Below are 15,978 nucleotides of genomic sequence, written 5' to 3' on the forward strand. Positions count from 1 at the left end.
ACGCTTGTTTGTTTAGTTTTCAAAGAGCAATTTAATTAATGCATCGCCCGTAAGCGACTTTATTAATATAACATTTACTTGCTGTATAAGTCAATAACTTTTTTCAAAAACTATTAAGTTAAAGTTGTTGTTTCGTTACTGACTTTGAAGATTATATCAGGATAACAATCATAATGCAATACCTTATCAGTACTTTCTTATTTAGCAAGCAAGAACAAAAAAAGCCGGCCTTCAGGACCAGCTCATTGGATAATTTCTTCGATATGCAAATGCCTGTTTTTTACTAATGCAAGGATTTGATCTGATTCAAGCAATCTCACCAGCGGTCTTGCTGGATTTTTTTCTTCGACGAAGATGATTTCCGCTGCCTGACCATCTGACAGACGGATCTTTGTCCCAATCGAATAATTCATGATGGCAGCGCTCAATGCCTTCAAAGCAGCAATATCAAATTCTCCAAATAACTCTTCATTGATCATTTCGAGCACTTTGAATGGCGAGTGCTTTGGTTTGTAGATTCGTTCCGATGTCATAGCATGAAAGGAATCCGCAACAGCCAGGATTTTAGCAAATGGGTGGATCCTGTTAGCCTTTTCACCAAAAGGATATCCGCTGCCATCCATTCTTTCATGATGGTGCAGGATCGCAATCTTGGTAGCCTCCTTCAGCAATGGACTATTTTTGACCATTTGGTAGCTGTATGTAGGATGCTTCTTGATTTCTTCGAATTCATCTACTGTCAAAGTTGAATTTTTATTAATGATAGACGGACTGATTTTGGCCATCCCGCAATCCGATAAGCAGCCTGCGAGTGCAATCTGTGTCACATCTCCTTTGCTGTATTGAAGCTTTTTGGCAATGAAGGCGCTGATAATGCCTACAGCAAGTGGATGGTCATATAGATACTCCGACTTTGACGAATAGTGATGGAGATTGAAAATATCGGAAGACGTCATGTCCGTCTGCTCGATTAAAGGAACAATGATGCTTCTTACTTTTGCAATATCGATTTGCATGCCGGATTGCCAGGAAATGAATTCTTTTTTAAAATCCTGTTTTGCACGCAAAAAAAGGTCGATAAAGTTTCTTTCAGAATCATTGGATTGCAAAGCTGCTTTCTTATCTTCCCCTGCAACAGGTGCATAAAATGGTGTTCCGTTCACCAGTGTCTTCTCAACTTCGACTTCTTTGATCAGGAAGGTTTTCAGGATTTCGATTAAATAATCTGACAGCACTGTCTTTTTGCTCATGATGGGTCTATTTGTTTTACCTAGAACATCATCAGTAAGGATACAGCCCTCTTTAAGGTTGTCTACTAGTACGCGCAAGGCTATCCACCCCGGAATTTTAATTTTCTTACAATTATTTTACTTTATTTTACCAAAAAAGAGGAACACAATTTTGTGTTCCTCTTGAAAAGTTTTATTCTTCTTCCGTTTCTGCAGGTGATTCTTGCATTTCTGCTTCCTCACTGCCTACTTCCTCTGGATCGACAGGGGTTGAAACTGCGCTTTCATCCAGTTCCGCGTCTTCCGGCTTTTCTTCTTCCTTATCGACTTTGGCAACTGTCGCTACATATTCATTTTCAGCTTTGTTCAGGCTGATCAATTTTACACCCTGTGTATTCCGGCCAGTCATCGAAATCGAGCTGACTGGAATTCGAATCAGGACACCACCTGTGGTGATCAACATGAGGTCTTCCTCACCTGTAACAACCTTCATCGTTACAAGATCGCCATTCTTGTCGGTGATATTGCATGTCTTGATTCCTTTTCCGCCTCGTCCCTGCCTTCTGTACTCTTCGGAAGGCGTCCTCTTTCCGTAACCGTTCTTGGTGACGACAAGGATTTCAGCACTTTCTTCGAGCACTTCCATGCCGACAACTTCATCATCATCAGAAAGGGTGATTCCCTTGACACCAGTGGCAGTACGGCCCATAGAGCGTACATCCGTTTCAGGGAAGCGGATCAGCAAGCCGTTCTTGGTGCCGATGATCATTTCTTTGCTGCCATCTGTAAGGCGGACAGAAATCAGTTCATCGCCTTCGCGCAGGTTGAGTGCAATCAGACCATTGTTTCGGATGTTCGCAAATGACGAAAGTGGTGAACGCTTCGAAATCCCTTCCTTCGTTGTGAAGAACAAGGACCAGTCATCAACGAACTCCTCAACCGGAATAATTGCGTTGACCCATTCGCCTTTCTCGATTTCAAGAAGGTTGATGATCGGGATTCCCTTTGCTGTACGGCTGAACTCTGGGATTTCGTAACCCTTCGAACGATATACCTTCCCCTTGTTTGTGAAGAAAAGAATCGTATCATGGGTCGAAGTGGTAATGAGATGTTCTACAAAATCATCTTCATTCGTTCCCATTCCCTGAATTCCGCGGCCGCCACGGCGCTGGGCTCTATATGTTGATACAGGCAGACGCTTGACATAGCCGTTGTGAGTAAGGGTGATGACGATATTCTCACGAGGAATCAGGTCCTCATCTTCGATCATTTCAAGACCGCCTGATACGATTTCCGTGCGGCGCTCATCGTTGAAGCGCTCTTTGATTTCTGTAAGCTCTTCACGGATGATTTCCAGCACTTTTTCGTTATCGGCAAGAATGGCTTTCAGTTCCGCAATCAGCTGCATAAGGTTTTGGAATTCTTCTTCGATTTTCTCGCGTTCCAAACCAGTAAGCCTTTGCAGACGCATATCAAGGATTGCTTGTGCCTGCTTATCAGACAGGTTGAATTGAGTCATCAATCCTTCACGGGCAATGTCAGTTGTACGGGAGCTTCTGATCAAGCTGATGACTGCATCGAGGTTATCAAGGGCAATTCGCAAGCCTTCAAGAATATGGGCCCGTGCTTCAGCCTTCTTTAGCTCAAACTCGGTCCTGCGGCGAATCACGACAACCTGATGGTCCAGATAATACCTTAGACATTGCTTCAGGTTCAGAACCTTAGGCTGTCCATCGACCAGGGCAAGAAGGTTGATCCCAAAGCTCGTCTGCAATGCAGTTTGTTTATATAGATTATTTAAAAGGACATTTGCATTCGCATCTTTACGAACCTCGATGACAATTCTCATTCCTTTTCGGTCTGATTCGTCTCGTAAATCCGTTATACCATCAATTTTCTTGTCGCGGACAAGCTCTGCGATTTTTTCAATCAATTTTGCTTTGTTTACCTGGTAAGGAATCTCATTTACGATGATGACTTCCTTGCCATTGGATTTCTGTTCAATTTCCACCTTGGCACGTAGTGTAATCGATCCGCGTCCTGTCTCGTATGCCTTGCGGATGCCACTGCGGCCAAGAATCAAGCCTGCAGTCGGGAAATCAGGCCCCTTGATGATTTCCATCAGTTCCTGGATCGTCAAATCAGGATCCTTGCTGATCGCCAGCACGCCATCAATGACCTCTCCCAGCTGGTGCGGAGGAATGTTTGTCGCCATACCTACAGCAATACCGGATGTACCGTTGACTAGCAGGTTCGGGAACCTGGAAGGCATAACAATTGGTTCTCTTTCAGAACCATCGTAGTTATCCTGATAATCAATTGTGTCTTTATTGATGTCACGCAAAAGTTCCATCGAAATTTTCGACATGCGTGCTTCGGTATAACGCATCGCTGCCGCTGCATCTCCATCGACAGAACCGAAGTTTCCGTGTCCGTCAACAAGCATGTAGCGGTAGTTGAAATTCTGTGCCATACGGACCATGGTGTCGTATACGGCAGAGTCACCGTGCGGGTGATACTTACCAATAACTTCACCGACAATCCTTGCCGATTTTTTATAGGCCTTGTCCGAATGCATGCCAAGGTCATGCATCGCATACAGGATCCTTCTGTGAACAGGCTTCAAGCCGTCACGCACATCAGGAAGTGCACGTGCCACGATAACACTCATCGCGTAGTCCAGGAAGGATGATCGCATTTCCTGGCTAATATTAATCTCTTTCACTCGAGAATTTGGTGTCTCAGCCATTTAAGAGAAACCTCCTTTAGTAGAAAAGCGCAAGCGCGTTAGCACCAATTAAGCTCTGATGCTGGTGCCAGTCACTGATCTAAGATCAAATCCATGCAAATCTATTGATCAAGCAGGGGCATGGTGCCCCGTCTCGTTATTACCGTTTCAGAAAAAGCAGGATAGGAGGCCATACCTTCTATCCTGGGAACATATTTTAGATATCCAAGTTCTTAACATACAGTGCATTTTGCTCGATGAAGTTCCGGCGTGGTTCTACCTTGTCACCCATCAGGATTTCGAAGGTTTCATCGGATTCAATTGCGTCCTCAAGGCTTACCTGGAGCAATGTCCTCGTTTCCGGATTCATCGTCGTCTCCCATAGCTGCTCAGGATTCATTTCTCCAAGACCCTTATAGCGCTGTATGCCTGGCTTCGGCTGCTGTGGAAGCTCTGCGAGAATCTGTTCGAGCTGCTTGTCATTGTAAGCATACTCGATTTTTTTGCCCTGCTGTATTTTATATAATGGCGGCTGGGCAATATAAATGTAGCCCGCTTCAAGGATCTTTCTCATATATCTGTAGAAGAACGTCAATAATAAAGTACGGATATGGGCACCGTCGACATCGGCATCTGTCATGATGACGATCTTTTGGTAACGAGCTCTGGCAAGGTCAAAGTCTTCGCCGATCCCTGTTCCGATTGCCGTGATGATCGCCCTTACTTCGTTATTTGACAAGATTTTATCCAGACGGGACTTTTCAACGTTCAGGATTTTACCGCGCAACGGAAGGATCGCCTGGAAGTGGCGGTCACGGCCCTGTTTTGCAGACCCGCCCGCTGAGTCACCCTCAACGACATATATTTCGCTGATGGATGGATCTTTCGAAGAGCAGTCAGCAAGCTTGCCTGGAAGGCTTGAGATTTCAAGCGCACTTTTGCGTCGCGTCAATTCTCGTGCTTTTTTCGCCGCCAGTCTTGCTCTTGCCGCCATCAATCCTTTTTCTACGACTTTTCTTGCAACCGTAGGATTTTCAAGCATGAATTTTTCAAAGTGCTCAGAGAACAGCGTATCCGTTACAGCACGGACCTCCGAATTTCCAAGCTTTGTTTTTGTCTGTCCTTCAAACTGAGGATCCGGATGCTTGACAGAAACGATGGCTGTCAAACCTTCACGTACATCTTCACCCGAAAGGTTTGCATCGTTTTCCTTGAAGATCCCATTTTTACGGGCATAATCGTTAATGACACGGGTCAAAGCTGTCTTGAAGCCCGATTCATGCGTTCCGCCCTCGTACGTATGGATATTGTTCGCAAAGGAATAAATATTCCCAGTAAAGCTGTCGTTATACTGAAGCGCCACTTCGACCGTGATGCCTTCTTTTTCCCCTTCAATGAAGATTGGCTCTTCATGCAGGACTTCTCTCGTGCGGTTTAAATGCTCTACATAGGATTTAATTCCGCCTTCGTAGTAGTACTCATTTTTCTTGTTTTCAACACGCTTATCCTCGATCGTGATCTTGATTCCCTTGTTCAGGAAGGCAAGTTCACGCAGACGGTTTGCCAGGGTGTCGTAGTCATATTCTAATGTCTCTGTAAAGATTTCGGCGTCCGGGCTGAAGTGAACAGTCGTCCCTGTGCGGTCTGTTTCACCGATGACCTTCAATGGATCGCCTACAGCGCCACGTTCGAACTTCTGGTAATGAATTTTTCCATCCCGGTGGACAAATACTTCAAGATAAGTAGACAGCGCGTTCACGACAGACGCACCTACGCCATGGAGACCGCCGGAAACCTTGTAGCCTCCGCCACCGAACTTACCCCCGGCGTGAAGAACCGTCATGATTACTTCAACTGCTGGCCTTCCCATCTTCTCGTGGATTCCGACCGGTATACCGCGGCCATTGTCCTGGACCGTAATGCTGTTGTCTTCTTCGATGATGACATTAATCTCGTCACAGTAGCCGGCCAGGGCTTCATCTATACTATTATCAACGATTTCCCATACTAGATGGTGCAAGCCTTTTACACTCGTTGAACCGATATACATCCCCGGACGTTTACGTACTGCTTCCAGGCCTTCGAGCACTTGTATCTGGTTTTCATCATACGCTTGTCCCTGCATGGATTGCTGATCCATTGCCATATCGATCACCTACTCTTTCCTTGACTCTTGTTTTGCAAAAAATATATGGCTTTTTCCGCATATATCGTTGGATTTCGACATTTTTTGCGAATACGCCGATCTATTAAAATTCCTGGACGGATAATTTTTGGGAGCGTTTCTTCAAAGTTCCTGATGCAAGAGGAGAATAATAAATATGATTGCCTGTCACTACGATCGACTTGACCGTCCCTTTTGCCAGGTGGATGATCTCCTTGTCCTGGCGCGTGATGAACTCCTCCATAAAAGGCGAAGCACTGGAGCTTTCAATATCTAAAATTGCAATGATATCCTTCGTCCTGACAAGGACTTCTTCACCCACATGCAAATACATGGTTCCACCTCACTGGATTCTTGACATTTCACCAGTCTTCACACGATAAGCAGCAGCTTCGCGCAGTGTCTGGTGGTCAATCCCATCCACACTTGTTGTGGTGACGAATGTTTGAACTTTCCCCTGGATGGTATTTAATAAATGGGATTGGCGATAATCATCGAGCTCAGACAGAACATCATCAAGAAGAAGGATTGGATATTCGCCAATCTCAGAATTGATCAACTCAATTTCCGCCAATTTTACCGATAGTGCCGTTGTTCGCTGCTGGCCCTGGGAACCGAATGTCTGGACATCCCGGCCATTCACGAAAAATTGCAGGTCATCCCGATGCGGTCCGAACATGGTGGTCCCGCGGTCAATCTCTCTAGTTCTTATTTTAGCAAACTTTTCTTCATACACTGCTATCATTTTCGACAAATCATCTTCTTCTGATACGTCGGCAGAAGGTTTATAGATGATTTTCAACTCTTCCAGCCCTCTGGATATCCCCTGATGGATCGGCAAAGCCCATTGTTCGAGCAGATGCAGGAACTCATACCGCTTCACAACGATTCTCGCAGCCGCCTGGATGAATTGTTCCGTCAGGATGTCGAGCATTGTTTGGTCACTCGTTTTTTTGATTTGCAGCTGTTTCAGATAATGGTTGCGCTGCTGGAGGATTTTGTTATACTGGCCCATGTCGTGCAGATAGATAGCCGAAACCTGGCCTATTTCCATATCGACAAAGCGGCGCCTGACTTGAGGGCTGCCTTTTACAAGGTTAAGGTCCTCCGGTGCGAACATGACGACGTTCATATTGCCGACATACTGGCTGAGCTTCCGCTGTTCCAGATGGTTGACCTTGGCCTTCTTGCCTTTTTTCGAGATGACCAGCTGCATGGGCAGGGAGCCGTTGCTTTTTTTAATCCGTCCCTCTATTTTAGCATATTCCTCGTCCCAGCGTATCAAATCTTTATCATTGGAGGTCCGGTGTGATTTCGCCATCGCGAGCACATAAATTGACTCCATGACGTTCGTCTTTCCCTGGGCGTTTTCCCCGAGGATTACGTTGACCTTGTTTTCGAATGTGGCCTCCAGCCCCTGGTAGTTGCGGTAATTCCTTAATTGCAGTTCCTCTATATACATGAACAGTTCATCCTCTGGATTATTGCGTTATGCTGAACTCGCCAAACCCGGGGATCGATACCTGGTCTCCGGAACGAAGCTTCCTGCCTCTTCGCTGATCTTGTTCACCATTGATAAAAACATCATGTTCACTTAAAAACCACTTGGCCATTCCGCCCGATTGAATGACATCGGCTAATTTCAGGAATTGCCCAAGCGTGATATATTCCGTATCGATTTTAATTTCCTCATTCACGTGTCTCACCCTTTTCTTCCAAAAGGACTTAATACTTTATTTTACTAAATTTTTTCCATAGAAACAAATTTTCTTATTTTTTTGCTTTTGACCTTAGCCTGTTGATTTCCGTTCCAGGCGCTTCGCTTTCCGCGGGCGGTCCCGGAGCCTCCTCGTCGCTTTCGCTCCTGCGGGGTCTCCCAAGACTCGCTTTTCCCGCAGGACATTGAGCGACTTCCGAGAACCTGCCCACGCACGATGGAAATGCGTTAGCATTTTCGGAGGAGTCTCCGTGCCTTCCGCTACAATCCAATTATTCAGCATTTTTTAGAATCTATAAGAAAAAACCACCAGCTATAAAACTGGTGGTGACTTGGATTTAGTATGTTCTAACCGGCAGAATCAGCTGCAGGATGGAGTCATCGTGAAGCGGACGGATGACGAATGGTCTCATTGCGCCTGTGAAGCTGATTTGGATTTCTGTTCCTTCCAATGCTTTCAAGGCGTCCATCATGTACTTCGCGCTGAATGAAATTTTCAGTTCTTCGCCGTCGATTGACTGGCTTTGGATTTCTTCCACGACTTTACCGATTTCCGGTGTATTGGATGAAATTTCGATTGAGCCGCCTTCAATTGTGGAAAACTTGACGACATTGTTTCTTCCCTCTCTGGCAAGAAGTGATGCACGGTCAATCGCGTGCAGGAATTCCTTAGTATTGACGACAACGTCTGTCTTGCTCTCTGATGGGATCAGTCTGCCTGTGTCAGGGTAATTTCCTTCAAGCAGTCTGGAGAAGAACAGCAGATGCTTCGCTTTAAAAAGGACCTGGTTTTCTGTGATGACGATATCAACAGCATCAGAACTGTCGTCCAGGATTTTGCTTAATTCAGTCAAGCTTTTGCCTGGGATGACGACATTGTAGCTTCCCGTGTTTTCAGCTTCCAGCATGGCTCTCCTTAATGCAAGCCTATGGCTGTCTGTTGCAATACAGGTCAACTCATTGTTTTCAACCTTCCAGTTTACACCTGTCAAGATGGGGCGTGTTTCTGAGGTGGACACTGAAAAGACAGTCTGGCGGATCAAGCCTTTTAACAAGTCTGTTGGAATCTTGAAAACATGTTCTTCTGAAATTTGAGGCAGATGTGGATATTCTTCTGCATCAAGGCCATTAAGGTTAAATTCGGATCTGCCAGAACGGATCACGGTCTGGAGATTGTTTTGGACTTCGATTTCTACTGTGTCTGTAGGAAGCTTTTTAACGATTTCACTAAAGAAACGCGCCTGCAGAACAATGGATCCTGGCTGTTTGATTTCTACGATTTCATCCCCAGCTTCTTCTTTAGGAATGAAAGATTCAATCGAAATATCAGAATCACTGCCAGTAAGAGTTACTCCCTCATCGTTCGCAACAATCTTGATCCCAGTTAGAATCGGGATCGTTGTTCTGCTCGTTACTGCCTTCATTACGTCCTGGACGCTTTGCAGTAATGAATCGCGCTGGATAATAAATCTCATTTTTTAAGCCTCCGTTTAGGAATATTTTTTTTCTTAATGCATATAGTAATATGTTTTAAAAAAATAGTAGAAGTACTAGTAGGGCCTGTGGATTTGTGGATAAGTGTGATTTCTCAAAGGAAACACAGCCTATCCACATGTGGACAGACTGTGCGCAACTATAGGAGAGTTATTCACACTTTCCTAAACCCTTAATTGTTCATTTATGTCTTTCAGCTGCTTTTGCAGATTAGGATCCACTGAAATCAACTTTGAAATTTTTTCATGGGCATGAATGACCGTGGTATGGTCACGGCCACCGAATTCCTCACCAATCTTAGGCAGTGAGAAATCAGTCAGCTCCCTTGAGAGATACATGGCAATTTGCCTTGGGAATGCGACAGATTTGGTTCGTTTCTTCGCTTTAAAATCCTCCAGTTTCACATTGAAGTGCTGCCCGACAATTCTTTGAATGTCCAGAATCGTAATCACCTTTGGTTTGGAGCTCGGGATAATGTCCTTGAGGGCTTCTGCTGCAAGATCCGCATTGATGTCTTTATTAATCAACGAGGAATAAGCGACTACCCGGATCAGAGCACCTTCAAGTTCACGGATGTTGGAGTCAATCTGATTGGCAATATAGAGCATCACTTCATTCGGAATATCAAGGCCTTCCGCTTTCGCCTTCTTGCGGAGGATCGCAATCCTCGTCTCGAGATCAGGCGGTGTGATATCCGTGATCAATCCCCACTCAAAGCGGGATCTCAGCCTGTCTTCAAGCGTTGGGATTTCTTTTGGCGGACGGTCACTCGAAATGACAATCTGCTTGCTTTCCTCATGCAAAGTATTGAATGTATGGAAAAATTCCTCTTGTGTTTGTTCTTTCCCTGCCAGGAACTGAATATCATCAATAAGCAGGACATCGACATTGCGGTATTTATTGCGGAAATCGCCTGCTTTGTTGTCCCTGATTGAATTAATGAATTCATTCGTGAATTTTTCGGATGACAAATAAACCACTTTCGCATTCGGATTATGATCCTGTACATAATGCCCGATTGCATGCATTAAGTGGGTTTTTCCAAGCCCTACGCCCCCATAAATGAATAATGGGTTGTAAGCTTTTGCCGGCGCTTCAGCCACAGCCAGTGAAGCTGCGTGAGCAAAACGGTTGCCTGAACCAATGACAAAGGTATCGAAAGTATATTTCGGATTTAGCATGCTGACCGGCAAATCTGGCGTATCTTCATCCTTTTTCACCCTTTTAGGAGGCAAAGGAATGTCGAGATCCTCTTCATTCTGGTTCTGGGGGATGATGAATTTCACTGATAGCTCTTCACCAGTGATTTCATACAAAATACCGCTGATTAACTGGGAATAGCGTTCCTCCAGCCAATCGCGGGCAAACTCATTCGGAGCTGTAATCGTCAGTACATCACCTTGCAGGGAATGCGCTTTTGTTGATTTCAGCCATGTATCGAAGCTTGGCTTGCTGATCTTTTTCTCGATTTTAGCGAGAGCGTTGTTCCAGAGATCTGCAATATTCTCCAACAAGTATCCCTCCTTTTCTCGTCATTTTTATGCTCATTCCTATTTTTTGTTGCTTTTTGCACTCAATCTGCCATTTTAAAGAACATTTCGAAAAGCAAATCATGGGTTATACAAGCTGTACAACCCCTGAATTCATAAATATACGAAACTATTAATGTGGAAAAATATATAATAAGGAAAGAAACAAGCTTTTCGACAATATCCACTTTCTGTGGACAAAGTTTTACAACAGGCGTTAATAACCTATCCACAGCTTATCCACATTTTGTGGATAATTATATTTCCATCATCGAATTATTAAGAGTGAAAACACAAATATAATATCAAATAATCCAGCATGGCGCAACGCTTTTTCATACATTATCCACAATACCATATCACTGTGGAGTATAATTGTCCACAGGTGTCTTACTTGTGTAAAAGCTGTCAAAAAGGCTTGTGGATAATAAAATGCGTGTCGATTTTTGTCCACAGGCCCCTAAAATACACCATTTGAATAAATGAAAAATCTAATTATCAGCCTTTCTTTTTGCTGCAGAAATTATTCTTTTGAATCGAGTCGTTTTAATTCGATGGTATTTTTTACGATCAAAGATCAACAGCTGAATTTTAAATAGGCTTTTCTATAAGGTTCTGTTTAAGCCGAATGTTGTTTCAAGACCTGATGTTTGTAGTGGAAGGCGTGTAGCCTCCTTCGAAAATGCTAATGCATTTCCATCGTTTGTGGGCAGGTCCCAGCGAAAAGCAGAAGCGAAGCGCCTGGAACGAAAATCAACAACCAGGTTTAACAACGCCCTCTATAAAAGAACAAGGATAAGGGGTGAGCATCCAGATCGATCAACTGAAAAGGAAATTTTTTTCTGCGGGGAAAAAGAAGGGATTTCTGAATAGGCACTTGACAATCTATAGGTACCCTCCTTATAATTACAAAGACTGTCTGTAACAGCTATTCCTCAGGGAGGTGTAACATATATGAAACGCACTTATCAACCAAATAAACGTAAACACAGCAAAGTTCACGGATTCCGTGCCCGCATGAGCAGTGCAAATGGCCGTAAGGTTCTTGCTCGCCGTCGTCGCAAAGGAAGAAAAGTATTATCAGCGTAGGCCACTGAAATGTCAGTGGTCTTTTTTCTCTTTGGGCAATACTATTTTTGGGCTGAAGAGCGGCTTGAAGGGATTTATTTTTGGCCATAATGATGCAGATAAATCCCTATTAAAGCATGGTCCATACGAAAAGATCGGATCCATAGAGAATTGAAGGTGTTTAATAATGAAAAAAGATTTCAGAGTAAAAAAAAATAAAGAATTCCAGGAGGCCTTTAAAAAAGGCAGATCGGTAGCCAATCGGCAGTTTGTCGTCTATATCCTGAAAAAACCGGACCAGGAGAACTTCCGAATCGGGCTGTCCGTCAGCAAGAAGATCGGCAATGCCGTTGTCCGGAACCAGATTAAACGATATGTGCGCCAATCCTTTCATGAGCTGCAGGACCGGGTCCATAACGGGAACGATTATATCATCATCGCACGTAAGCCGACTGCTGAAATGGGGATGCATGAGATCAAGAAAAGCCTGGAGCATGTTTTGAAGGTAGGAAAGGTTTTGAAGAAGCCGAAAGCTGGAAATAATGAATGAGGCAGAAATATTAGTGATTTTGCATTTTTTAAAAGCGCTTCCCTATAAAAGATGGTAAAATACACATGATTGCATTAAGCCAGAAAGGTGAAGTGTACATAAATTTGGGACAAACCATTGAAATAGATGAATGTTTCGGGAAGTTAGGAGGAAAAGAAGCTTGAAAAAAAGAATATTATTGATCATAAGCTTGCTTTTGGTTACGACATTGCTGACTGGCTGTATGGAATACGACCAGCCGATCACTCCTGAAAGCAAGGGCTTTTGGAACGAATACATCGTTTATCCTTTGTCGCTGCTGATCGTGAAAATGGCTGAATGGCTTGGAGGCAGCTTCGGCTTATCGATCGTTGCCGTAACGCTCTTGATTCGATTGGCGATCCTGCCGTTAATGATCAAACAGACGAAGAGCTCGAAAGCAATGCAGGCCTTGCAGCCGGAAATGCAGAAGCTGAAGGAAAAATACAGCTCAAAAGACCAGAAAACCCAGCAGAAGCTGCAGCAGGAAACGATGGCGCTTTTCCAGAAGCATGGCGTCAATCCGCTTGCAGGGTGTTTCCCGTTGATCGTTCAGATGCCGATCCTGATTGGTTTCTATCATGCGATTTCAAGAACGAGGGAAATTGCCGAGCATAACTTCATGTGGTTCGACCTTGGATCACCGGATCCATATTACATTCTGCCGCTTGTAGCAGGTGCAACGACTTTCATCCAGCAAAAAATGATGATGGCTGGCCAGGAAGCGAATCCGCAAATGGCCATGATGCTTTGGCTGATGCCGATCATGATCATTGTGTTTGCGATCAACTTCCCAGCGGCACTTTCATTGTACTGGGTAGTCGGTAACTTATTCATGATTGTTCAAACTTACTTTATTAAAGGGCCGGACTTGAAAGCTACGGCTGCCGGCAATGCGGGAGGAGCAAAAAAGTGAAACAGGTAACTGCTACAGGACAAAATGTCGACGAAGCAGTAGAATCCGCTTTAGCTCAATTAAACACAACCAAAGACCGCACAGAAATTGATGTAATTGATGAAGGGAAAAAGGGGATTTTCGGACTTTTCGGCGCACGTCCAGCTGTCGTCAAAGTGACAGTGAAGATCGATGCTATAGAAGAAGCCGTCAATTATTTGAAAGCCGTTGGAGCACAATTGGGCGCGCCAATCGAAGTTGACGTGCAAAAAGAAGGGAAGACGATCCTTTTTACGATGTCAGGGGAAAAAATTGCCTTGCTGATCGGTAAAAGAGGTCAAACGCTGAATTCCCTTCAATTTTTAACCCAGCTTGTGATGAACCGTTATTCTGATCAGTACACGACTGTCGTGCTTGATGCCGAGGACTACCGCAAGCGCAGGAATGAAACACTCGTACAGCTTGCCGAACGTCTCGCACAGAAAGCGGTCAGAACCGGACAAACCGTCGCGCTTGAACCCATGCCTTCGTATGAACGCAAAGTGATTCATACTGCATTGATGTCAAACAAAAAAATCAAAACCTATTCAGATGGCACCGAACCACACCGTCATATCGTGATATCGCCATCAAAATGATAGAAAGAACCCCGGATCTGGGCAGATCCGGGGTTCTTTTTGCGAAAAAACTGCTGAGAAGAGCAACAAAAATGGTTTATTGGCGATAACGGTCTGGTTATTGGCGAAAATGCGAATTTAATGGCGAATTTTTGATTTTATCGGCGAAAGTAAGAGGCTTATTGGCGAACTGGAAAATATCATAGATTTTTACCAGTTTTGCAAGCATACGATTAAGTCTGCCATCTGCTTCTTCACTGACACTTTCATTTCACGAAAATGATTCGGTGGTTTTATTGTTATTCACATGTGGATAAGTTAAAATTAAATCAGTTTATTTATATAGTTGTGGATAAATTAAGGGTGTAAAGTATTCCTTTCTTTTTTTCGCTATAGCGATGTGGTATTCTAGTAATTTGTAGAAAACAAATATTCTTGATTTTACGATATAGATCTTTTTTTAAGGAAGCGGGGTGAAGCAAATGGAATTCGATACGATTGCGGCGATTTCAACGCCGATGGGAGAAGGGGCGATTGCGATTGTCCGGTTGAGCGGGGATCAAGCTTTTGACATTGCTGACAAACTATTCAGAGGGGTAGGAAGCAAGAAGCTTAGTGAAGCGGCGTCGCATACGATTCATTATGGCCATCTGATTGATCCGAAGACTGGACAAGTTGCCGAAGAAGTCATGGTTTCTGTGATGAGAGGACCAAAAACGTTCACGAAAGAGGATGTAGTCGAAATCAACTGCCATGGGGGTCTTGTTTCTGTAAACCGTGTGCTCCAGCTCGTCCTGAATCAGGGTGCGAGACTGGCGGAGCCCGGTGAATTTACAAAACGGGCTTTTTTAAATGGACGAATCGACCTTTCGCAGGCTGAAGCGGTCATTGATTTGATTCGCGCGAAAACGGACCGGGCGATGAATCTTGCCCTTGGACAGATGGAGGGGCGCTTATCGAGGCTCATCCAGAAGCTGCGCCAGGAAATCCTTGAAATTCTTGCGCATGTCGAGGTGAATATCGATTACCCGGAGTATGATGACGTTGAGGAAATGACGCATAAGATGCTGTTGGAAAAAGCGAACTATGTAAAAGGTGAGCTGGAAAAGCTTCTGCAAACCTCACAGCAGGGAAAAATTCTTCGCGAAGGTTTGTCGACCGTTATTGTCGGACGTCCGAACGTCGGAAAATCTTCATTGCTGAACAGTCTCGTCCATGAGAATAAGGCGATCGTAACAGATATTCCTGGTACGACCCGTGATGTGATCGAGGAATACGTCAATGTACGCGGCGTTCCATTAAGGCTGCTTGATACAGCCGGAATCCGTGAGACAGAGGATATCGTCGAACGAATTGGAGTGGAACGCTCACGTCAGGTTCTGAAGGAAGCAGATTTGATTTTACTGGTTCTGAACTATTCGGATGAGTTTTCAGAAGAGGATCGGAATATTTTCAAAGCGGTTGAGGGGATGGATGTCATCGTCATCGTCAACAAGACGGACCTGCCGCAAAAAATCGATTTGGAGGCAGTGAGGGAGCTTGCGAAGGATTATTCGCTCGTAACGACCTCATTGCTTGAGGACAAGGGAGTGGATGAGCTGGAAGAAGCGATTTCAAGCTTATTCTTCTCCGGAGCGATTGAGGCAGGCGACATGACGTATGTTTCGAACAGCCGGCATATTGCCTTGCTCAACCAGGCGGTAAATTCAATTGAAGAAGCGATAAGCGGAGTGGAGATGGGGACACCAATCGACATTGTCCAGATTGATTTGACTCGTTCCTGGGAGCTTCTCGGTGAAATTATTGGCGAAAGTGTCCACGAAAGCTTGATTGACCAATTATTCTCCCAGTTCTGTTTAGGGAAATAATATTAGTATTTCAGAAAAACATTCAGTCTTCTTTTATAATGAAGACTTTCAATTATACTAACTAGTTCTTTTCGAGTAGTTTTGAAAAGATAAGGAGGCAG

At 44.4% G+C, this 15,978-nt stretch carries 14 protein-coding genes; 5 read left to right on the forward strand and 9 right to left on the reverse strand.

What is annotated here, in order from left to right:
• Window positions 1-242: 242 nt before the first annotated feature.
• From EJA10_RS21210 to dnaA, 9 genes are all read right to left on the reverse strand, one after another.
• Complete coding sequence (locus EJA10_RS21210; protein WP_246017916.1) at window positions 243-1,328, reverse strand: HD-GYP domain-containing protein; 1,086 nt, start codon at window positions 1,326-1,328, stop codon at window positions 243-245.
• 94 nt (window positions 1,329-1,422) lie between these two features.
• Window positions 1,423-3,978, reverse strand: coding sequence for a DNA gyrase subunit A (gene gyrA / locus EJA10_RS21215; RefSeq protein WP_125482040.1), 2,556 nt, complete (start codon window positions 3,976-3,978; stop codon window positions 1,423-1,425).
• A 196-nt stretch (window positions 3,979-4,174) separates the two neighbouring features.
• Window positions 4,175-6,082 (reverse strand): DNA topoisomerase (ATP-hydrolyzing) subunit B, encoded by a 1,908-nt coding sequence (gene gyrB / locus EJA10_RS21220; RefSeq protein WP_425462114.1) that lies wholly within the window; start codon window positions 6,080-6,082, stop codon window positions 4,175-4,177.
• Between the two features lie 124 nt (window positions 6,083-6,206).
• Complete coding sequence (remB, locus tag EJA10_RS21225) at window positions 6,207-6,455, reverse strand: extracellular matrix regulator RemB (protein WP_125482041.1); 249 nt, start codon at window positions 6,453-6,455, stop codon at window positions 6,207-6,209.
• Window positions 6,456-6,464: 9 nt separating this feature from the next.
• Window positions 6,465-7,583 (reverse strand): DNA replication/repair protein RecF, encoded by a 1,119-nt coding sequence (gene recF / locus EJA10_RS21230; protein WP_125482042.1) that lies wholly within the window; start codon window positions 7,581-7,583, stop codon window positions 6,465-6,467.
• Window positions 7,584-7,602: 19 nt separating this feature from the next.
• Window positions 7,603-7,818, reverse strand: coding sequence for a S4 domain-containing protein YaaA (gene yaaA / locus EJA10_RS21235; protein ID WP_023613365.1), 216 nt, complete (start codon window positions 7,816-7,818; stop codon window positions 7,603-7,605).
• A 93-nt stretch (window positions 7,819-7,911) separates the two neighbouring features.
• A complete protein-coding gene (locus tag EJA10_RS23580; protein ID WP_170169214.1) occupies window positions 7,912-8,121 on the reverse strand; it encodes a hypothetical protein in 210 nt (69 codons plus the stop codon).
• 55 nt (window positions 8,122-8,176) lie between these two features.
• Window positions 8,177-9,313 carry a DNA polymerase III subunit beta gene (dnaN, locus tag EJA10_RS21240; RefSeq protein WP_125482043.1) on the reverse strand — a complete coding sequence of 379 codons (1,137 nt, stop codon included), beginning with the start codon at window positions 9,311-9,313 and terminating at the stop codon, window positions 8,177-8,179.
• 183 nt (window positions 9,314-9,496) lie between these two features.
• The gene (gene dnaA / locus EJA10_RS21245) at window positions 9,497-10,843 is read right to left on the reverse strand and encodes a chromosomal replication initiator protein DnaA (RefSeq protein WP_125482044.1); all 1,347 of its coding nucleotides are present in this window, start codon (window positions 10,841-10,843) and stop codon (window positions 9,497-9,499) included.
• Between the two features lie 972 nt (window positions 10,844-11,815).
• Here dnaA and rpmH point away from each other — a divergent pair.
• From rpmH to mnmE, 5 genes are all read left to right on the forward strand, one after another.
• Entirely contained in the window at window positions 11,816-11,950 is a 135-nt protein-coding gene (gene rpmH / locus EJA10_RS21250) for a 50S ribosomal protein L34 (RefSeq protein WP_013059930.1), read from the forward strand.
• Between the two features lie 166 nt (window positions 11,951-12,116).
• Complete coding sequence (gene rnpA / locus EJA10_RS21255) at window positions 12,117-12,479, forward strand: ribonuclease P protein component (protein ID WP_125482045.1); 363 nt, start codon at window positions 12,117-12,119, stop codon at window positions 12,477-12,479.
• A 160-nt stretch (window positions 12,480-12,639) separates the two neighbouring features.
• Window positions 12,640-13,413: a YidC family membrane integrase SpoIIIJ gene (gene spoIIIJ, locus EJA10_RS21260; protein WP_125482046.1), complete on the forward strand. Its 774-nt coding sequence runs from the start codon at window positions 12,640-12,642 to the stop codon at window positions 13,411-13,413.
• On the forward strand, window positions 13,410-14,030 hold the full coding sequence (jag, locus tag EJA10_RS21265; RefSeq protein ID WP_125482047.1) for an RNA-binding cell elongation regulator Jag/EloR: 621 nt from the start codon (window positions 13,410-13,412) through the stop codon (window positions 14,028-14,030). The genes spoIIIJ and jag overlap by 4 nt, the downstream gene beginning before the upstream one ends.
• Window positions 14,031-14,491: 461 nt before the next feature.
• Window positions 14,492-15,877, forward strand: coding sequence for a tRNA uridine-5-carboxymethylaminomethyl(34) synthesis GTPase MnmE (gene mnmE, locus EJA10_RS21270; RefSeq protein WP_125482048.1), 1,386 nt, complete (start codon window positions 14,492-14,494; stop codon window positions 15,875-15,877).
• The last annotated feature ends 101 nt before the right edge of the window (window positions 15,878-15,978 follow it).

The sequence above is a fragment of the Mesobacillus subterraneus genome, assembly GCF_003937825.1.
Taxonomy (GTDB): domain Bacteria; phylum Bacillota; class Bacilli; order Bacillales; family Cytobacillaceae; genus Mesobacillus; species Mesobacillus subterraneus.